Annotated in this window: 16 protein-coding genes; 8 read left to right on the top strand and 8 right to left on the bottom strand. The window is 67.6% G+C overall.

The features are described 5' to 3' along the window. Nucleotides 1-231: 231 nt before the first annotated feature. The 3 genes from ACXAFN_RS06040 to ACXAFN_RS06030 are packed head-to-tail and all read right to left on the bottom strand — an operon-like array spanning nucleotide 232 to nucleotide 3,069. Nucleotides 232-1,491 (bottom strand): TRAP transporter large permease, encoded by a 1,260-nt coding sequence (locus ACXAFN_RS06040; RefSeq protein WP_474987075.1) that lies wholly within the window; start codon nucleotides 1,489-1,491, stop codon nucleotides 232-234. A gap of 3 nt (nucleotides 1,492-1,494) precedes the next feature. Beyond that, the gene (locus ACXAFN_RS06035; protein WP_474987073.1) at nucleotides 1,495-2,013 is read right to left on the bottom strand and encodes a TRAP transporter small permease; all 519 of its coding nucleotides are present in this window, start codon (nucleotides 2,011-2,013) and stop codon (nucleotides 1,495-1,497) included. A gap of 48 nt (nucleotides 2,014-2,061) precedes the next feature. After that, entirely contained in the window at nucleotides 2,062-3,069 is a 1,008-nt protein-coding gene (locus tag ACXAFN_RS06030) for a TRAP transporter substrate-binding protein (protein WP_474987071.1), read from the bottom strand. A 283-nt stretch (nucleotides 3,070-3,352) separates the two neighbouring features. Between ACXAFN_RS06030 and ACXAFN_RS06025 the strand changes: the two genes are divergently transcribed. The 8 genes from ACXAFN_RS06025 to fabG all read left to right on the top strand — a co-directional run bounded on the left by ACXAFN_RS06025 (nucleotide 3,353) and on the right by fabG (nucleotide 13,719). Further along, nucleotides 3,353-5,242, top strand: coding sequence for an FAD-dependent monooxygenase (locus ACXAFN_RS06025; RefSeq protein WP_474987069.1), 1,890 nt, complete (start codon nucleotides 3,353-3,355; stop codon nucleotides 5,240-5,242). A gap of 283 nt (nucleotides 5,243-5,525) precedes the next feature. Further along, nucleotides 5,526-6,662 carry a C4-dicarboxylate TRAP transporter substrate-binding protein gene (locus ACXAFN_RS06020; RefSeq protein ID WP_474987067.1) on the top strand — a complete coding sequence of 379 codons (1,137 nt, stop codon included), beginning with the start codon at nucleotides 5,526-5,528 and terminating at the stop codon, nucleotides 6,660-6,662. Nucleotides 6,663-6,727: 65 nt separating this feature from the next. Beyond that, nucleotides 6,728-7,246, top strand: coding sequence for a TRAP transporter small permease (locus ACXAFN_RS06015; RefSeq protein WP_474987065.1), 519 nt, complete (start codon nucleotides 6,728-6,730; stop codon nucleotides 7,244-7,246). A gap of 3 nt (nucleotides 7,247-7,249) precedes the next feature. Then, complete coding sequence (locus ACXAFN_RS06010) at nucleotides 7,250-8,548, top strand: TRAP transporter large permease (protein ID WP_474987063.1); 1,299 nt, start codon at nucleotides 7,250-7,252, stop codon at nucleotides 8,546-8,548. 100 nt (nucleotides 8,549-8,648) lie between these two features. Next, complete coding sequence (locus tag ACXAFN_RS06005) at nucleotides 8,649-10,208, top strand: acyl CoA:acetate/3-ketoacid CoA transferase (RefSeq protein WP_474987061.1); 1,560 nt, start codon at nucleotides 8,649-8,651, stop codon at nucleotides 10,206-10,208. A 174-nt stretch (nucleotides 10,209-10,382) separates the two neighbouring features. Beyond that, a complete protein-coding gene (locus tag ACXAFN_RS06000) occupies nucleotides 10,383-11,573 on the top strand; it encodes a thiolase family protein (protein ID WP_474987059.1) in 1,191 nt (396 codons plus the stop codon). 152 nt (nucleotides 11,574-11,725) lie between these two features. Continuing rightward, on the top strand, nucleotides 11,726-12,790 hold the full coding sequence (locus ACXAFN_RS05995) for a hypothetical protein (RefSeq protein ID WP_474987057.1): 1,065 nt from the start codon (nucleotides 11,726-11,728) through the stop codon (nucleotides 12,788-12,790). A 188-nt stretch (nucleotides 12,791-12,978) separates the two neighbouring features. After that, nucleotides 12,979-13,719, top strand: coding sequence for a 3-oxoacyl-ACP reductase FabG (gene fabG, locus ACXAFN_RS05990; RefSeq protein WP_474987055.1), 741 nt, complete (start codon nucleotides 12,979-12,981; stop codon nucleotides 13,717-13,719). Nucleotides 13,720-14,327: 608 nt separating this feature from the next. Here fabG and ACXAFN_RS05985 read toward each other — a convergent pair. The 5 genes from ACXAFN_RS05985 to ACXAFN_RS05965 form a co-directional block, all read right to left on the bottom strand. Further along, complete coding sequence (locus ACXAFN_RS05985; RefSeq protein WP_474987053.1) at nucleotides 14,328-15,266, bottom strand: electron transfer flavoprotein subunit alpha/FixB family protein; 939 nt, start codon at nucleotides 15,264-15,266, stop codon at nucleotides 14,328-14,330. Nucleotides 15,267-15,281: 15 nt separating this feature from the next. After that, nucleotides 15,282-16,043: an electron transfer flavoprotein subunit beta/FixA family protein gene (locus ACXAFN_RS05980; RefSeq protein WP_474987052.1), complete on the bottom strand. Its 762-nt coding sequence runs from the start codon at nucleotides 16,041-16,043 to the stop codon at nucleotides 15,282-15,284. A gap of 26 nt (nucleotides 16,044-16,069) precedes the next feature. Continuing rightward, the gene (locus ACXAFN_RS05975; RefSeq protein ID WP_474987050.1) at nucleotides 16,070-17,857 is read right to left on the bottom strand and encodes an acyl-CoA dehydrogenase; all 1,788 of its coding nucleotides are present in this window, start codon (nucleotides 17,855-17,857) and stop codon (nucleotides 16,070-16,072) included. A 181-nt stretch (nucleotides 17,858-18,038) separates the two neighbouring features. After that, nucleotides 18,039-18,821: a 3-hydroxyacyl-CoA dehydrogenase gene (locus tag ACXAFN_RS05970; protein ID WP_474987048.1), complete on the bottom strand. Its 783-nt coding sequence runs from the start codon at nucleotides 18,819-18,821 to the stop codon at nucleotides 18,039-18,041. A gap of 81 nt (nucleotides 18,822-18,902) precedes the next feature. Next, nucleotides 18,903-19,673, bottom strand: coding sequence for a crotonase/enoyl-CoA hydratase family protein (locus ACXAFN_RS05965; RefSeq protein ID WP_474987046.1), 771 nt, complete (start codon nucleotides 19,671-19,673; stop codon nucleotides 18,903-18,905). Nucleotides 19,674-19,703: the final 30 nt, after the last annotated feature.

Below are 19,703 nucleotides of genomic sequence, written 5' to 3'. Positions count from 1 at the left end.
GCGGCAAGGTGTCGCGTGGCGAGCCTTGCCGCGGGTGGTGGATATCAGGACGGTATCTTAGCATCCAGCCGCCGTCCTCGGTCTGCCCCTAGGCAATGCCTGAAAACTGTCTGCGCTCGGCTATACCGCGTTAAAAATCAGCTCAAAGTCCTCATTTACACCCCGTAAACTCCGGCTTCTCGCTGATTTTTGCCTTGTTTAGCCTTCGCTCGCCGACTTTTCAGACAAAGCCTAGCGAAAGACGCTGACCAGCCAGGGATTGAAGATGGTGGCGAGGATCACCAGGCAGGCCGCCAGCACGAAGGGAAAGATCCACTTGGTGATGCGCGGCAGGCTGACGCTGCTGATGGCGGAGGCGACGTAGAGGCCGGCGCCCACCGGCGGCGTCAGCAGCCCCAGACTCAGGGTCATGCAGGTGACGATGCCGAAGTGGATGGGGTCGATGCCGTAACTCTGCTGGGCCACCGGCAGCAGGATCGGCACCAGGATGATCAGGGCGGCGATGCCATCGAGCACCATACCCACCAGGATCAGCAGGATGAAGACCAGCAGCATGAAGATTACCGGGCTCTCGGTGGTGCCCTGCATCAAGCCGGCGACCTGCTGCGGGATCTGGTTATAGACCAGCACCCAGCCGAAGGCCTTGGCCGCGGCGATCAGGAACAGCACGATGGCGGTGTTGCGGGCCGTTCTGGCCAGCACCCCGGGGAGCGTCCTCCAGCGTAGCTCGCGGAACAACAGGCCGCCGAGGATCAGCGCCATCAGCGTCGCCACGGCGGCAGACTCCGTCGGCGTGACCACGCCGAAGGCGATGCCTCCGACGATGACCAGCGGGATGCTCAGGGTGAGCAGGGCGCCACGCGTCGCGCTCCACAGCGAGATGCGGCGCTTCTCGTCGCTCCCTGTCCGGTGGGCGCGCTTGGCGACCAGGGCGATCAGGGCGCTGATCAGCAGGAAGAGCACCAATCCCGGGATGATGCCTCCCATGAACATGGCGCCGATCGAGACCTGGGCGATGACGCCATAGATGATGAAGACCATCGAGGGGGGAATGATCGGGCCGAGCAGGCCGGCCCCCGCGGTGAGGGCGGCGGCGAAGCCCTTGTCGTAGCCGTCGCGTTCCATCTCGGGCGTCATCACTCGGCTCATGATGGCGATCTGGGCGGTGGCGGAGCCCATGATCGAGGCGAGCATCAGGTTCGAGGTCAGCGAGACATAGGCGATGCTGTGGGGAACCCAGGCGAACCAGGCCCGCGCGGCGGTGATGATTCGCCGTGTGATGCCCCCCTCGTTCATGATCTCGCCGAGCAGGATGAAGAGCGGGATCGCCAGCAGGTCGAAGACTTCCAGCGAGCCGAAGATCACCTGGGGCAGGTTTTCCAGCAGGCGGAAGTTGCCCGAGGCGATGACGAAGGTGAAGGTGGCGCCCAGCAGCACGAAGGCGATGGGCATGCCGAGCAGCATGAGCAGCAGGAAGGCGGCGAGCGTCATGGGTTACTCCTCGTCGCTGGGCAGGTGGAAGACCGTGCGGGAGCGATCGGGCAGGCGCGCGATAAGGTGGAAGAGAGAACTGGCGCAGAAGATCGGCACGATCAGGTAGAAGTGCCACTTGGGCCAGTCGAGCGTGATGGCGACGTCATAGCCCACCGACGGCGAGCGCAGCCAGCCCAGGGCGTACCACAACATCACCGCCAGCATCGCCATGCAGAGCAGCTCGGTCAGCCAGTAACAGGCGCGCTGGGCGGGCCCCGGCAGCAGGCCTACCAGCATGGTCAGGCGCACGTGCTGATCGTGATGAATGGCGATGGAGACGGCCAGGAAGGCCATCCAGATCAGGATGTAGACCGCCAGCTCGTTGGCGAAGTAGAGCGGGCTGTCGAGCAGGTAGCGGGCGAAGACGTTGGCGATCAGCAGCGCGCCGAAGGCCACGATCAGCAGGCTGCATAGCGCCTGCTCGAGCGCGGCCAGGTGACGGCTCGCCCGGCCAAGTCGGGTCAGGGGACGAGATGGCATGGGGACTCCTCCGGTGTGCGCCGGGGCGTCGCGACGCCCCGGCTGGCATCACTCGGCCGCGAGGCGAGCGGTGGCCTGTTGCTGGAAGGCCTGGATCAGCGGGTGATCGCCGAAGCGCTCGGCGAAGGCCTGGTTGGCCTCGGCGAAGACGTCTTCCGCATTCTCGAGGGTGTCGACATCGATGCTCTCCTCGAGGCTGGCGAGGTTGCGCTGCTCGGCCTCGATCTGGGCGTCGATGCCCCAGGCCAGGGCCTCCTGCATGGCGCCGTCGATGATCTCGCGCTCCTCCTCGGTGAGTGAGGCGCGCGTCGCCTGGCTCATCACCGAGACGGCGGGGAAGGCCATGTGACTGGTGAGGGTCAGGTCCTCGGCGACCTCGTAGAAGCCCGAGCCGACCAGCGCATCCAGGTCGATATCGACGCCGTCGAGCAGGCCGTTCTGCAGGCCCTGGTAGACATCCGGCAGGCTGATGGGAGTGGGGCGGGCATCCATCGCGCGCCACCAGGTGTTCATCGCGGCGAAGGGGATGATGCGCATGTTCTTGCCGGCGACGTCCTCGATGGCGGTGACGTGCTGGTCGCGCATCAGGATGTGGCGCATCCCGGCGAAGGTATAGCCGAAGGCGTGCAGCCCCTTGTTCTCCAGGTTGGCCAGCATCGCCTGGGCGGCCTCGGTCGTCGTGGCTTCGGCGGCCTCTTCCACGCTGTCGAACAGGAAGGGAGTGAACCAGCCGATGAGGGAAGGCTCGCGTTGGCTGGTCAGGGCCGCCGTCATGATGCCCATGTCCAGCAGGCCGGTTTCCATCTGGGAGAACATGGCGGACTCGTCGCCCAGTTGGCCGGACGGGAAGAGCGCGACTGTCAGCGCGTCCTGGCTCTGCTCGGCGACGTTCTCGGCGAACTTCTCCGCGGTTTGGGTCCAGATATGCCCGGGTGGCGTGATCATGCCCAGCCTCAGTTCCTGGGCCAGTGCCGGGGTGCCGGCGGCCAGCAGGGAGGCCGAGAGCAGCGTCAGGGCCAGGGGGTGACGAATAGGGTGGCGTGCGGTGGTTGTCATTGTCGCCTCGCTTGTCGGTGGTCTGGGAGCGGTCACTCTTCGCTATGAATCAGTATTGTGACCATCACAGTAGTGATCAATAGTCCGAAGGTCGATAGCGCGTCGAGCCGCCATGAACGCGAGGCAGGCCGCCGAGGGTCCTTGTTGGCGGAAAGTCGTATTGTTTGCGACGATATTGATCACAATACTGATCATTGTCGTGATGACCCATGGCGGCAGCGGACACCCCCGATCCCCTGATGACCCCAATAACGACCCGTGGCAAGCGGGATGGAGCGAACAGATGCAGTACTTCCTCGACGGTTACCGCAGTGGCGACCCGCGGATCCAGCCCGCGGCCGAAGGACGCAGCGACCCGCAGGGGCCGCTGCCGGACGAGGTGGACGTGCTCATCGTCGGCACGGGCCCGGCCGGTCTGCTGCTGGCCGCCCAGCTATCGACCTTCCCGGACATCGTCACCCGCGTCGTGGAGAGGGCCGATGGCCCCCTCGAGGTGGGGCGTGCCGACGGCGTCGCCTGCCGCACGGTGGAGATGTTCGAGGCCTTCGGCCTGGCCGAGCGGATGACCACCGAGGCCTACTGGATCAACGAGACCCACTTCTGGGGGCCGGACCCCGATGACAAGGCGCGGATCTCCCGGCTCGGCCGCGTGCAGGACGTTCGCGACGGCCTCTCCGAGTTCCCCCACGTGATCGTCAACCAGGCTCGCCTGCTCGACTTCCTGCTGGAATACATGCACAACTCCCCGAGCCGCCTGCGGGTCGACTACCGCCACCAGACGCTCGATGTGGAGGTGCCCGAGGCCGCTGACGAGCGGGTATCCGTGACCCTCGACACGCCCGACGGCCAGAAGACCGTCCGGGCGAAGTACGTGGTCGGTTGCGACGGCGCCCACAGCGTCGTGCGCGAGTCCATCGGCCGTAAACCGCAAGGCCACGGTGGAGACAAGGCGTGGGGCGTGATGGATGTCCTGGCGGTGACCGATTTCCCGGATATCCGCTTCAAGTGCACCATCCAGTCCGCCGACGCGGGCAACATCCTGCTGATCCCCCGCGAGGGCGGCTACATGGTTCGGCTGTATGTCGACATGGGGGAGATCGATCCGGAGGCCTGGCTGACCAAGGAAGACGTGTTGAAGAAGGCCCAGGCGGTGTTGGCGCCCTACACCTTCGAGGTCAAGGAGACCGCCTGGTTTTCCGTCTACCGCGTCGGGCACCGGGTCACCGACAAGTTCGACGATGTCGACGACGACCAGATGGAACGCCGTACGCCGCGGGTCTTCATCGCCGGCGATGCCTGCCACACCCACACCGCCAAGGCCGGCCAGGGCATGAACGTGTCGATGCAGGACACCTTCAACCTGGGCTGGAAGCTGATCTCGGTACTCGAGGGACGCAGCCCGGCGAGCCTGCTGCACACCTACAACGCCGAGCGCCACGTGATCGCCGAAAACCTGATCGAGATGGATACCCGCTGGTCCCGGGCGATCGGCGCCGCCCAGGACTCCGATGACGCCCAGGCGGCCTTGAAGGGGCTGGCCGAGGTGCAGCGTCAGTTCGTCACCAACAGCGAGTTCACCGCAGGCTTCGCCACCCACTACTCACCGGACCTGCTCACCGGCGACGACACCCACCTGGGCCTGGCCACCGGCTTCCCGCCGGGGCGTCGCTTCCACTCCGCCGAGGTGATCCGGCTCGGCGATGCCAAGCAGGTCCATCTGGGACACGTGCATCGTGCCGACGGCCGCTGGCGGCTCTATGCCTTCGCCGACATGGTCGACCCGAGAAGCCCGGGCTCCCGCTTCAACGCCCTGATGGACTACCTCGCGAGCGACGCCTCCCCGATCCGCCGCTTCACGCCGAAAGGGGCCGATCCGGACGCGCTCTTCGATATCCACGGCATCGTCCAGCAGTCGCACCTCGAGCTGGACTGGGCCGACATGCACGAGATGCTCAAGCCGCACAAGGGGGCGCTCGGCCTGCAGGACTACCAGAAGGCCCACGCGCCGGTGCCGGGCACCGACCGCGATATCTTCGACCTGCGCGGTATCGATCGAGGCGCCGGGGCGCTGGTGGTGGTGAGGCCGGACCAGTATGTCTCCCTGGTGCTGCCGCTGGATGGCTTCGATGCGCTCGACGCCTTCTTCTCTCGCTTCATGGTGGAACCCGCCTGAGAGCGCTGTCTCGCCCTTCAACAGCCGCCCCCGGTCAGTTCGCCTGGCCGGGGGCGGCTGCTTTCGCGATGCCCGTCGGCGAGCGGGCGGCGCCCGAGCATGAGGGCCGCATGGGACGACGGAGGGCCCCGGCCGAGTGACTCGGAGGGGCGCCAGGCGTGATACCAAAGTCTGGTATCGGGGGCTGTGGTGAAGTGGCCTATAATCGCATCCAAGATAGATGTAAAAATCTATTGTTTTATAAATAAACAAATACAACGCCACCCTACCGCTGAGGTGATCCATGATGCATCGTCCCTTCAAGACCCTCGTCATCGCCGCCGCCCTGGGCGGCCTGACCGTCGCCGGCCAGGCCCAGGCCCAGGCCCGCGACCTGCGCATGGCACCGGGCGTGCCGCCGGCGCATCCGGCCCACACGCCGCTCTACACCGGTTTCGTCGACCTGATCGGCGAGGCGACGGACGGCCGGCTGGGCGGGCAGCTCCTGGGCACCGAGATCGCCTCGATCAGCAACATGCGCAACGCCATGCGCAGCGGCCTGGTGGAGGCGGGGCTGTTCCTGCCGGCCTACTTCCCGGCCGATCTGCCCGAGATCAACCTGGTCGGCGACATGGCGCTGCTCGGCACCAACTCCTATGCCATGGGCGCGGCGATGACCGAGTACATTGCCACCTGCGCGGCCTGCCAGGACGAGCTCGAGTCGCTCGGCATCGTCTATACCAGCACCCACTCCACCGATACCTATCAGCTGATGAGCACCCAGCCGGTGCGCACCCAGGAGGACCTGGCGGGGCTGCGCCTGCGCGTCGGCGGTCCGCAGTACTCGCGCTGGGCGGAGGCCATGTCGGCCTCGCCGGCCTCGATCCCGGTAGGCGAGCAGTTCGAGGCGCTCTCCCAGGGCGTCATCGACGGCACCGTGGCCTCGATGGGCGACATCATCTCGTTCCGCCTCGAGGACGCCGTCGACAGCATCACCAGGATCGACCTGGGCACCTTCCACAGCACCATCTCCCACGCCATGAGCCAGGCGACCTGGCAGAGCCTGTCGCCGGCGGATCGCGAGGCCATCGTGCGCGCCTCGACCGAGGCCAGTGCCCTGGCCATCGAGCGCTGGGCCTACGAGATGACCGACGAGGCCCTGGAGACCGCCCGCGAGCACGACATCGAGATCATCGAGCCCGACCCGGCCTGGCTCGAGGCCAACCGCGCCTTCGCCGAGCAGGACCTGGCCTACGCCGCCGAGCAGGCCCAGGAGCGCTACGGCGTCGAGGATGCCCGCGCCAAGCTCGACCGCTTCATCGCCCTGGTCGACAAGTGGAACGGTATCGTCGAGGAGGTCGGCGAGCAGCCCGAGGCCGTCGCGGAGGCCGTGAATCGCGAGGTCTGGGACAAGGTCGACTTCTCCACCTACGGCACCTGAAGCGCCATTCCCGGAGGCCGTGAACGTCGGCCTCCGGGCCCGACCACGAGGCTGGAGGCTCGCTCATGGCCGCTGTGTATCGCTTGACCCATCGTGTCGCCGTCGGGCTGGCGCTGCTGGGAACCCTCGGCATGCTGCTGATGGTGGTGCACATCACCCTGGACGTGGTGCTGCGCTGGACCCTGTCGGTGTCGGTGCCCGCCACTGTCGAGATGGTGACCCGCTATTACCTGATCGCCATGGCGCTGCTGCCCCTGAGCTGGGTGGAGCAACGCCGCGGGATGATCGCCGTGGAGGCCCTGGAAGGCATGATGCGGCCCTGGCTGCTGCGCCTCTCGGACCTGCTGGTGGCGGTGCTCTCGGCGGCGGTCTACGTCGTCCTGGCCGTGGCCACCTGGGGCAAGGCCGTGGAGCAGTTCGACATCGGCGCCTACGTGATGTCGCTCAACGTCGCCATTCCCGTCTGGCCGACCTATTTCGTGCTGCCGCTGGCCTTCGGCCTGGCGGCGCTGGTCTGTGCCGTCCGCCTGGCCGGCCTGCTCGGCGGCGAGGCCCTCGCGCCCGCCGGCCAAGGAGAGAGGTGAATCATGTCCGTCTCCATCGGCCTCTATGGCCTGGCCGCCCTGCTGTTGCTGCTGGCCCTGCGGGTGCCGGTCGCCCTGTCGCTGATCAGCGTCTCGCTGGGCGGCATGACCCTGATGCTGGGCTGGGACACGGCCATCGGCATGCTGTCGTCGTCCCCCTACGAGTTCGTCGCCAAGTGGACGCTCAGCGCGGTGCCCATGTTCCTGCTGATGGGCTTCGTCTGCTTCCATTCCGGCCTGACCCAGGGGCTGTTCAACGCCGCCAAGGTGCTGTTCCGCTGGCTGCCCGGCGGGGTGGCGATCTCGAGCATCGTCGCCAGCTCCGGCTTCGCCGCGGTGAGCGGCTCCAGCGTGGCCTGCTCGGCGGCCATGGGGCGCATCGCCATCCCCGAGATGGTCAGCGGCGGCTACAAGCCGAGTTTCGCCTGCGGCACCATCGCCGCCGGTGGCACCATCGGCGCGCTGATTCCGCCGAGCATCCTGATGATCGTCTACGGGGTGTTCGCCCAGGTCTCGATCACCCAAGTGTTCCTGGGCGGCATCACCATCGGCCTGCTGACCGCGCTGAGCTATGCCCTGGTGATCCTGCTGGTCAGCTGGTGGCGCCCGGACATCGTGCCGCGGGAGGCCGTGGGTGCCCGCGAGTTCGGCGCCCGGGAGGCGCTGGTCGACATCTGGCCGGTGCTGGTGCTGGGCGTGCTGGTGTTCGGCGGACTGTTCTCCGGCGTGTTCACCGCCACCGAGGCCGGGGCCGTGGGCGCCGCCGGGGCCATCGTCATCGCCCTGGCGCTGGGCCGCCTGAACCGCGAGTCCATGAAGGCCGCGCTGCTCGAGACGCTGACCACCACTTCGGCGCTGCTGATCATCGGGGTGGGGGCGAGCATGTTCACGCTCTTCCTCAGCCTGAGCGGGCTGGCCGGCTACATCACCGGGGCGGTCAGCGGCTGGGATCCATCCTACCTCGAGCTGATGCTGGTGGTGGTCTGCATCTACCTGTTCCTGGGACTGTTCATGGAGCCGTTCGGCGCCATGCTGGTGACTCTGCCGGTGCTGCTGCCGGTGTTCGAGCTCTATGACGTCAGCCTGATCTGGTTCGGGGTGCTGCTGGTGAAGCTGCTGGAGATCGGCATGATCACGCCGCCGGTGGGCATGAACATCTTCGTCATCAAGGGTGTCGCCGGGCAGTACGCCTCGCTGGTGGACATCTTCAAGGGCGTCGCGACCTTCCTGGTCGCCGACATCCTGGTGGTGGCGCTGGTGATCTTCTATCCCCGGATCGTGCTGATGATGACCGGCGGCTGATGGCCGCCGGCGGCGGGGAGTGGTGTGCCTCAAAATGTTTGTTATTTAAACAATATATTGATATCTCAGCATTATATGCCTCCACAAGAGGGCCGAGACAGTGAGCAAGATCATCGACAGCAGTACCGCGGCGGGGTTGATTCAGGATGGCGACACCGTCGCCTGGACCACCGCCGGCCTGTGCGGCTTCGCCGAGGCGGTGGCCGCGGCGCTGGAGACGCGCTTCCTCGACAGCGGATCGCCCCGTGACCTGACCGTGGCGCACAGCTGCGGCTGCGGCGACGGCAAGACCCGCGGCATGAACCACCTGGGGCATGCCGGCCTGGTCAAGCGGCTGGTCAGCGGCCACACCGGCCAGGCGCCGCGCATGGGCGAGCTGATCCGCGAGAACCTCATCGAGGGCTATCTGCTGCCTCAGGGCGTGATGGCCCACCTGTGGCGACACATCGCCGGCGGCAAGCCGGGGGTGATCAGCAAGGTGGGGCTCGGCACCTTCGTCGACCCGCGCCTGGAGGGCGGCAAGGCCAACGCCGCGGCCGAGGAGGAGCTGGTCAGGTGCCTCGAGCTCGAGGGCGAGGAGTGGCTGCTCTATCGCACCTTCCCGGTGGACGTGGCGGTGATCCGCGCCACCACCGCCGACGAGCGCGGCAACCTGAGCCTGGAGCGCGAGGCGATCTTCCTCGAGCAGCTGTCGATGGCCCAGGCGGCCAAGAACAGCGGCGGCATCGTCATCGCCCAGGTGGAGTACCTGGCCAAGCAGGGCAGCCTGCATCCGCAGCGCGTCAAGGTGCCGGGCGACCTGGTGGACCACGTGGTGGTGGCCGAACCCGAGCAGCACATGCAGACCATGGCGACCGGCTACAACCCGGCGCTCTCCGGCGATCTCAAGGTGCCGCTCGGCGGCATCGCGCCGATGCCGCTGGATCCGCGCAAGGTCATCGCCCGGCGCGCCGCCATGGAGCTGGTGCCGGGGGGCATGGTCAACCTCGGCATCGGCATGCCCGAGGGGGTCTCGAGCGTCGCCGCGGAGGAGGGCGTCAGCGACCTGATGACCCTGACCACCGAGCTCGGCACCTATGGCGGGGTGCCGGCCAGCGGCGGCGACTTCGCCACCTCCTGGAACGCCGAGGCGATCATCGACCACGGCTACCAGTTCGACTTCTACGACGGCGGCGGCCTGGACGTCTGCTTCCTCGGCCTGGCCCAGACCGACCACGAGGGCAACCTCAACGTCAGCAAGTTCGGCGACAAGGTGGTCGGCCCGGGCGGCTTCATCAACATCAGCCAGAACGCCCGCAAGGCGGTGTTCTGCGGCACCTTCACCAACGGCGGCGAGGTGGCGGTGGAAGACGGCCGGCTGGCCATCCGCCGGGAAGGCCATCGCCGCAAGTTCGTGCAGCGCGTCGACCAGGTCACCTTCAGCGGGCGCTATGCCCGGGAGGTCGGCAAGCCGGTGCTGTTCGTCACCGAGCGCTGCGTGTTCGAGCTGATCGACGGCGAGATCACCCTCACCGAAGTGGCGCCGGGCCTCGATGTCGAGCGCGACATCCTGGCGGCCATGGACTTCGTGCCGCGCATCGCCGATGAGCTGCGCGAGATGCCCCATGAGCTCTTCCGGCCCCGGTGGGGCGGGCTGCGCGAGCGTCTGTTGGCCGGCTAAGAGAATCCTTCACCACTCGAGGACAGCGATGAGCTGTCCGGCGACAAGCCGACGCGAGGGCGCCGTGGCCCCCTCCCCGGGCGCTACTTTTGCCATTCATGGCCAAAAGACCCTCGCCCTGGCTATCCCCGGCGCTCATCTCGCGAGACCTACTGCGTCTGGGAGACCCTAACCATGTTCAAGAACGCCTATATCCCCTACGGCGGTTATTACTCCAGCCCCTTCTGCAAGTGGATGGGCAGCCTGGCCAACGTCAACTCCATCGAGCTGGGCGCGGCCACCAGCAAGCGCTGGTTCGCGTCCCGCGATCTCGACCCGACGATCATCGACTACCTCTATCTCGGGGTCTCGGTGGGGCAGAAGTCGATCTTCTATGGCGCCCCCTGGGCGGCGGCCATGATGGGGGCCGGCCAGGCGCCCGGCCAGAACATCACCCAGGCCTGCGCCACCGCCACCACCGCGGTGTTCAATGCCGCCCTGGCGGTGGAGGCCGGCGCCTTCGACACCACCTATTGCCTGCTCGCCGACCGCACCTCCAACGCTCCCCATACCATCTGGCCGAATCCGAACGGGCCGGGCGGCGAGGTGATCGCCGAGAACTGGAACATGGACAACATCGCCGCCGACCCGGCCACCGGCAAGGACATGCTGACCACCGCCGAGAACGTGGCCCGCGAGCACGGTTTCACTCGCGAGCAGGCCGACGCGCTGACGCTGCGCCGCTACGCCCAGTATGCCGAGGCGCTGGCCGACGATCGCGCCTTCCAGAAGCGCTACATGTTCCCGCTGGAGGTCCCCGTCTCGCGCAAGGAGACCAAGCTCGTCGAGGCCGACGAAGGGGTGACCGCCACCAGCGCCGAGGGCCTGGCCGGTCTGCGCACGGTGCAGCCCGATGGCATTCACAGCTTCGGCGCCCAGACCCATCCCGCCGACGGCAACGCCGGCATCCTGGTGACCACCCGCGAGCGGGCTCGCGACCTCGGCACCGATCCCCGGCTGGCGGTGCAGGTGGTGGCCTACGGGCACGCCCGCACCAAGCCGGCCCACATGCCCATGGCACCTGCCACCGCTGCTCAGCGGGCGCTCGATCAGGCCGGGCTGACGCTCGACCAGATCAAGACGGTCAAGAACCACTCGCCGTTCATCGCCAACGACCTGCACCTGGCCAAGGCCCTGGGCCTCGATGCCGACGCCTTCAACAACTACGGCACCTCGCTGGTGTTCGGCCATCCCCAGGGGCCGACCCTGGCGCGGCTGCTGATCGAGGCCATCGAGGAGACCGCCCTCAAGGGCGGTGGCTACGCCCTGGTGACCGGCTGCGCGGCGGGCGACTCCGCGGCGGCGCTGATCGTCAAGGTGGGCTGAGGCCGCGCCGCCGCCCTTCACGCCCGGGGGCATGTGCCCGGGCAACGCAGGAAAACCACGACAGAACGGCAGTTCTCCGAGGGGCTTTCCCCTCCCATGGCTCTCTGGAAATCGAGCCTTTCATCACGACAACAATACGGAGCAACGCAGCGATGACATTCAACAACAAACTCGCACTCGCCGTGGCCGTCGCCTCCCTGTCCTCCCAGGTTCATGCCCTGGAGATCGGGGAGATCGACGGCACGACATTCAGCGTCGGCGGCTATGTGAAGGCCGAGGGCATCTTCACCAATCCCGACAACGGCGAGAGCGAGTTCGATGGTTCCGCCCGCCAGTCCCGGCTCAACGTCGAGGTGAACCGAGAGATCGAAGGGCATGATGTCACGGCCTTCGTGGAAGGGGACTTCTGGGACAATGCCACCGATGCCAGCGACACGAGCTACGCCATGCGCTTGCGGCATGCCTACGTCAAGGTCGACAACCTGACGCTTGGCCAGACCTGGACGGGACAGTTCTATGCCTCGGCGCCGTTCGATGTTCGTGTCCTGGATTTCTATGGCACGGGGATCGGCACCATCGCGGGAAGCGGGGCCGTCGTGCGGCCCGATCTGGTCCTGCACTATGCGCCCGGTGGCTTTCGCTTCAGCTTCCAGGACCCGGTCTACAGCGATGCCGGCGTTCCGGACATGGTGGCCTCCTACACCCATCGCACCGACGCCGGGCATGCGTTCAACCTGGCCGTCACCGGGCGGGAGGTCGAGACCGGGGTGGACGACTCGGAGTTCGGCGCCGCGATCTCCCTGGCGGGCAAGTTGAACTTCGGCGACACCTCCGTCGCCCTGAGCGGCTACACCGGGGAGGGGAACAACGTGCAGGCCGGCTGGGGCTATAACGGCGCGGCATCGCCGGGCACCATTGCCAGGAAGGGAGAAGTCGACGCCAACGGCGACCTGGTCAGCACGACAGGCTTTTCCGCCGGCGTGAGCCACCGCTTTACCGAGCGTCTGAGTGGCAACGTGCGCTACGGGCAGGTCACCGCCGACGAGGTCTCGCCGGCCGTGGAGGACGACACCCTGCAGGTGACCAACGTCAACCTGATCTACACCTACCTGCCGGGCCTGGACCTCGGCGTCGAGTGGCGGGATCGCAGCGCGCTTACCATGCCGCTGCGCCCGGGCGGCCAGCAGGTCGAGCTGATGGCCATGTACCGGTTCTGATGCCGTGACGAGCGGATAACTCCTTTTCCGCGTTTCGATCCATTGAAAGGCGAATCATCGGCCGTTCCGGTGCTCGATGATTCGCCTCTTTTTGTTGCGGCGGCGGGTATTCGGCGTGCCTCGACGTGGGGCGCGATACCGAGACGATCGCCCGACCGCCATAGTTCTTTCGCCCTGGAGACGAGTCTATGAAGCTGCACGAACGCGTGGCCGTAGTGACCGGTGCCGGACGCGGCCTGGGCGCCGCCATGGTCGAGCGACTGGCCGCCGAGGGGGCGCGCACCGTGGTGGTGGACATCGACGGCGGGGCCGCCCAGCGGGTGGCCGCGGCGCTGGTAGAGCGGGGCCACGACAGCCTGGCGATCGCCTGCGACGTGGCCGAGCGTGCCCAGGTAGCGGCGTTGATCCGACGCGTGATAGAGCGTTTCGGCCGCCTGGATATCCTGGTCAACAACGCCGGCATCACCCGCGACGCTGCCTTCCTCAAGATGACCGACGAGCAGTGGAACGCGGTGATGGACGTCAACCTCACCTCGATGTTCCTGTGCACCCAGGAGGTCGCCCGGCACATGGTCGAGTGCCAATCCGGGCGCATCGTCTGCATCGGCTCGCTGTCCGGCAGCGAGGGCAATATCGGCCAGGCCAACTATTCCGCCGCCAAGGCGGGCGTGATCGGCTTCGTGAAGAGCCTGAGCAAGGAACTGGCGCGCCAGGGCGTGGCGATCAACGCGGTGGCGCCGGGGTTCATCGACAGCGAGATGACCGCGCAGATCCCGGACAAGGTCCGCGACAAGCTGCTGGCGCGGATTCCCCAGGGCCGCAGCGGCCGACCGGAGGAGGTCGCGGCGGTGGTGGCCTTCCTGGCCTCCAACGACGCCTCCTACGTCAACGGCCAGACCCTCAACGTCAACGGCGGGATGTACGTATGACGTCAGGGGTTGCCATACAGAAGGCGCTGACCGCACCCGGTCAGCGCCAGGGCTATCGCAGTTGGCAGCGCCGAGGACAGGTCGTCGAGGGGGTTTTTGGCCATGGGTGAGGCGATCTTCGCCGAACGCGCTGGCCATGGATGGCCAGCGCCGGCTCTGCAAGCGGAGCAGGATGCGAGAGCGAAGCAGGGCCAAAGTAGCGCCCAAGGAGGGGTTCATAGCGCCCCTCGCCGACCTGTCGCCGGATCAGCCCAAACGATGCGGTTATCTGCGATTGCCTTGTGGTCAGCACCTTCTGGCGTGGCTTACAGCCTGCTCTCTAGCTCCGGCACCGCCTCGAACAGATCCGCCAAGAGACCAGTGACTCTCGAGAGCGCGACCGATGGGGTCGTGCCTTGCCTTGAACCTAGAGCTTCTGCTCAAGCTCCGGCAGCGCCTCGAACAGATCCGCGACCAGGCCGGTGGCTGTCGAGAGCGCGACCGTTGGGGTCGCGCCTTTCCCTGGACCTAGAGCTTCTGCTCGAGCTCCGGCACTGCCTCGAAGAGATCGGCGACCAGGCCACTGACCCTCGAGAGCGCGACCGTTGGGGTCGCGCCTTTCCTTGGACCTAGAGCTTCTGCTCTAGCTCCGGAAGGGCCTCAAACAGATCCGCCACGAGGCCATAGTCCGCGACCTGGAAGATCGGTGCTTCCTCGTCCTTGTTGATGGCGACGATCACCTTGGAGTCCTTCATGCCCGCCAGGTGCTGAATGGCGCCCGAGATACCCACCGCGATGTACAGCTCCGGCGCCACGATCTTGCCGGTCTGGCCGACCTGCATGTCGTTGGGCACGAAGCCGGCGTCCACCGCCGCGCGCGAGGCGCCGATCGCCGCGCCCAGCTTGTCGGCGACGGCCTCGAGCAGCGTGAAGTTCTCGCCGCTGCCCATGCCGCGACCGCCGGAGATGACGATCTTGGCGGCGCCCAGCTCGGGGCGATCGCTCTGTTCGAGCCGCTCGTCGACGAAGCTCGACAGGGCGTTGTCGATGCCGACCTCGACCGCTTCCACGGCGGCACTCCCCGCCTCGCCGACGGCATCGAAGGCGGTGGGCCGCACGGTGATCACCTTCAGGGCATCATCGCTCTGCACGGTGGTGATGGCATTGCCGGCGTAGATCGGGCGCTGGAAGGTGTCGGCGCTCTCCACGCCGATGATCTCGGAGATCTGGCTGACGTCCTTGAGCGCGGCGAGCCGCGGCAGCACGTTCTTGCCGGTGGTCGAGGCCGCCGCTAGCACGTGGCTGTAGTCGTCGGCCAGCGCCACCAGCAGGTCACCCAGCGGCTCGGCCAGCTGGTGGGCGTAGACGGCGGCGTCGGCGACGCGCACCTTGGCCACGCCGTCGAGTTGGGCGGCGGCCTCGGCGATGGCGCTGACGTTCTCGCCGGCCACGAGGACGTCGATGTCACCACCGGTGCTCTCTTTCACTTTCCGGGCGGCGGCGACCACGTGGGCGGTGGCCTCGGCCAGCTGACCGTCGTGGTGTTCCGCGAGTACCAGAATGCTCATCAGATCAACTCCTTATCAAAGAACTTTGGCTTCGTTCTTGAGTTTGTCCACGAGCTCGTCCACGGAGCCCACCTTGACGCCGCCCTGGCGCTCGGCCGGCGGCTCGACGCGCACGCGCTTGAGCCCGGAGGCGACCGATACGCCCAGCTCGTCCGGCGTCTGGGTGTCCAGCGGCTTCTTCTTGGCCTTCATGATGTCGGGCAGCTTGGCGTAGCGCGGCTCGTTCAGGCGCAGGTCGGTGGTGACGATGGCCGGCAGCTGGAGCGCGACGGTCTGCAGGCCGCCGTCGATCTCGCGGGTCACCTTGAGGCGCTCTTCATCACCCGTGCCATCGATTTCCACTTCGGAGGCGAAGGTACCCTGGGGGCGGCCGGTCAGCGCGGCGAGCATCTGGCCCACCTGGTTGTTGTCGCTGTCGATGGCCTGCTTGCCGAGGATCGTCAGGCCGGGCTGCTCGGCCTCAACCACCTTGGCCAGCAGCTTGGCCGCGGCCAGCGACTCGACGGCCTCGTCGGTCTGCACGTGAATCGCACGGTCGGCGCCCAGCGCCAGGGCGGTGCGCAGCTGCTCCTGGGCGGCCTTGAGGCCCACGGTGACCGCGACCACTTCCGTCGCCACCCCGGACTCCTTGAGCCGCACCGCTTCTTCCACGGCGATCTCGCAGAAGGGGTTCAGGGCCATCTTGACGTTGGTCAGGTCGACGTCGGAGTGATCCGGCTTGACCCGGATCTTGACGTTGTAGTCGATGACGCGTTTGACCGCGACGAGGACTTTCATGGGCTTCTCCTGTCTGTGAAGAGAACTTAGAGGCGGGTGTCGGGAAACCGGGCCAGGACGTTGCCGCCGTCACGCACTCCCCGGGCGTGGGAGGCCGCCTCGGGCGCCACGCTGGCCATGTAGAAGCGGGCGAGATCGATGATGCCGGCCAGGTAGTCGGCGTCGCCCTCGCCGGCGTCGAGCTGGCGCTGTGCCGCCCGGGCGGCCCGGGCCAGCTGCCAGCCACCGCATACGGTGCCCAGCAGGTGCAGCAATGGCACCGCACCGCCGTAGAGCGCGGCGGTCCGTTCCTTGCCCTGGGCGTGCAGCCAGTCGGCCGTGGCGGCCAGGGTGTCGAGCATCTCGTCCAGGCCTGCGGCCAGCTCGGCGAGGCGGGCATCCTCGACGACCGAGCGGGCGCAGGCGCGGATGTCGTCGATCAGCTCGCGCAGCGTTTCGCCGTTCTCGCGCAGGATCTTGCGGCCCAGCAGGTCGTTGGCCTGGATGCCGGTGGTGCCTTCGTAGATGGTGATGATGCGGGCGTCACGGAACAGCTGGGCGACGCCGGTCTCCTCGACGAAGCCCATGCCGCCGAACACCTGAATCGCTTCGTCGCACAGGTCGTTGCCGACCTCCGTGCACCAGCCCTTGGCCACCGGCATCAGCAGGTCGACGTAGCGCCGGTGCCTGTCGGCGACCTCGGCGTCGGGATGGTGGCGGGCCAGGTCGAACCAGCCGGCGGCGGTGTAGAGGAAGGTGCGCATGGCCAGCAGCCGTGCGCGCATGCCCACCAGCATGCGCTTGACGTCCGGATGGTGCAGGATCGGCAGCCCCGTTTCGCCGCTGACCACGTTGCGTCCCTGGACGCGCTCCCGGGCATGCTCCAGCGCCGCCTGGTAGGCGCGCTCGCCCAGCGCCAGGCCCTGCACGCCGACCCCGAAGCGGGCCTCGTTCATCATGATGAACATGGTCTTGAGACCCTGGTGGGGGTCGCCGACCAGCTGGCCCACGGCGCCGTCGTGATCGCCGAAGCTGAGCGTGCAGGTGGGGCTGCCGTGGATGCCCATCTTGTGCTCGATGGAGATGCAGCGCACGTCGTTGTGCTCGCCGGGGGTGCCGTCCGCCTCCAGGCGGTACTTGGGCACCAGGAACAGCGACAGCCCCTTGACTCCCTCGGGGGCGTCGGGCAGCCGGGCCAGCACCAGGTGCACGATGTTGGGGGTGAGGTCGTGCTCGCCGTAGGAGATGTAGATCTTCTGCCCGAAGAGGCGATAGTCGCCGTTGGCGTCGGGCTCGGCGCGCATGCGGGTGGCGGCCAGGTCCGAGCCGGCCTGGGGCTCGGTGAGGTTCATGGTGGCCGCCCACTCGCCGCTGACGATCTTCTCGAGCCAGGTGGCCTTCTGCTCCTCGCTGGCGGCGATCAGCAGCGCCTCGGCCTGGCCGACGTTGAGCTGCGGCAGCATGGTGAAGGCCATGTTGCTGGAGAACCACATCTCCCACACCGGGGTGGAGACCAGCTTGGGCAGGCCCTGGCCGCCGAATTCCGGCGGCAGCGACAGCCCCAGCCAGCCCGCCTCGCAGAACTGGTCGTAGGCGGCCTGCCAGCCCTCGGGCACGATGACCCGCTCGCCCTCCAGGCGGCAGCCTTCCAGGTCGCCCTGACGGTTGGTCGGGGCCAGCACGCCGGTGGCGAACTTGCCGGCCTCCTCGAGGATCGCCGCCACCAGGTCGGGGGAGGCCTCCTCGCAGGTGGGCAGCGCGGCCACGTCGGGAAGGCCGGCGAGCTCGGCGAGAATGAACTGCATGTCACGCAGCGGCGCTTGGTAATCGATCATGGTGGTGTCCTCCTGGCCGATGGAGCGGATGCCCGGCATTGGCGCGGCGCCGGTTCACGGCACAGGCGTCCCGCCCGGCCGCCATCGGTGGCCAGCATGTCGGGGGGCGGAGTGCCTTTTGGTGTCGTCTGCCCGTGGCGCCCGAAGCAGCGGCAAGAGCGGTCAGGCGCCAGGCAAGGGGTTAACGGGGGGCCATGCGCAGGGCGCCGTCCAGGCGGATCGTCTCGCCGTTCATCATGGCGTTGTCGACGATCTGGCAGGCCAGGCGAGCGAACTCGTCGGGCCGGCCCAGGCGGTGGGGGAAGGGGATCGAGGCGGCCAGCGACTGCTGGACCTCCTCGGGCAGCGTCTCCATCAGCGGCGTCATGAACAGCCCCGGTGCGATGGTCATCACGCGGATGCCGTGGCGGGCCAGCTCGCGGGCGACGGGCAGGGTCATCGACACGATGCCGCCCTTGGAGGCGGCGTAGCCGGCCTGGCCGATCTGGCCGTCATAGGCTGCCACCGAGGCGGTGTTGACGATTACCCCGCGCTCGCCGTCGGCCTGGGGTTCGCCCTCGGCCATGGCGGCGGTGGCCAGGCGGATCATGTTGAAGGTACCGATCAGGTTGATCTGCACCACCCGCGAGAAGGTCGCCAGCGGCTGGGGGCCCTGGCGGCCCAGCACCTTGGCGGGATCGCCGATGCCGGCGCAGTTGATCAGCCCCTGCAGGCCGCCGAAGCGCGAGACGGCCAGGTCCACCGCGGCCTGGGCGTCGGCCTCGCTGGTGACGTCGGTGCGGTGGAAGGCCGCGCGCTCGCCCGGGCCTTGCTCATTCAGCTCGGACGCCAGGGCCTCGCCGCGCTCGGCGTTGAGGTCGGCGATCAGCACTCGTGCGCCGGCGCCGTGCAGTTCGCGCACCGTGGCCTCGCCGAGTCCGGAGGCCCCGCCGGTGACGAGGAAGGTATTGTCCTGAAACTTCATGGTTCTCTCCTGAAACGGTAAACGACGTCGATAGCACGGCGCCGATTCATGTCGTGAGCGTCGCCATCCCTCGGCCTTTCCTCAGGTGCGCGGGCCCTTGCCCTTGCGCGTCAGGAAGTCCCCGATGCGCTCGGCGACCTCGGGGCTGGTCTGGGTCAGGGCGGCGGTCAGCGACTCGACGAACAGGCCGTCGTCGCTGGACATGTCGTCGATGCGCGAGATGGCCGAGACCATGGCCCAGTTGGCCATGGGCGCGTTCTCGGCGATCCGCTCGGCCAGCTGGCGGGCCTTGGCCAGGCTCTCGCCCTCGCCGACCACGTAGTGGGAGAGCCCCAGGCGCTGGCCCTCGTCGGCGTCCATGAGGCGGCCGGTAAGCATCATTTCGCACATGCGGCCGGCGCCGATGATGTTGGCGACCCGCACCGAGGCCCCGCCGCCGACGAAGATGCCGTGACGCCCCTCGGGCAACTGATAGAGGGTGTTCGGCTCGGCGACGCGCACGTGGGCGGCGCTGGCCAGCTCCAGGCCGCCGCCGATCACCGCCCCCTGCATGGCGGCGACCACCGGGATGCCGCCGTTCTGCAGGCGATCGAAGATGCGGTGCCAGCCGCGGGAGTGCTGCATCACGCCGAAGGGCTCGCGATGCTGGTGCTCGGCGAGATCCAGCCCGGCGCAGAAGTGCTTGCCCTCGGCGGCGAGGATGATCACCCGGGTGCCTTCCGGCGCGGCGATCACCGCCTCCTCGAGGGCACCGAGCAGGCGGTCGCTGACCGCGTTGCGCTTCTCGGGGCGAGCCAGGGTGATGGTGTAGATGCTGTCGTCCAGCGACGTCTTGACGAGGGGCTCGGTCATGGTGGGCCTCGGCGATGTTGAAAGTGGTGA

It is taken from the genome of Halomonas sp. ABH4_019 (assembly GCF_056159885.1).
This window is presented reverse-complemented; position numbering and strand designations above follow the sequence as displayed.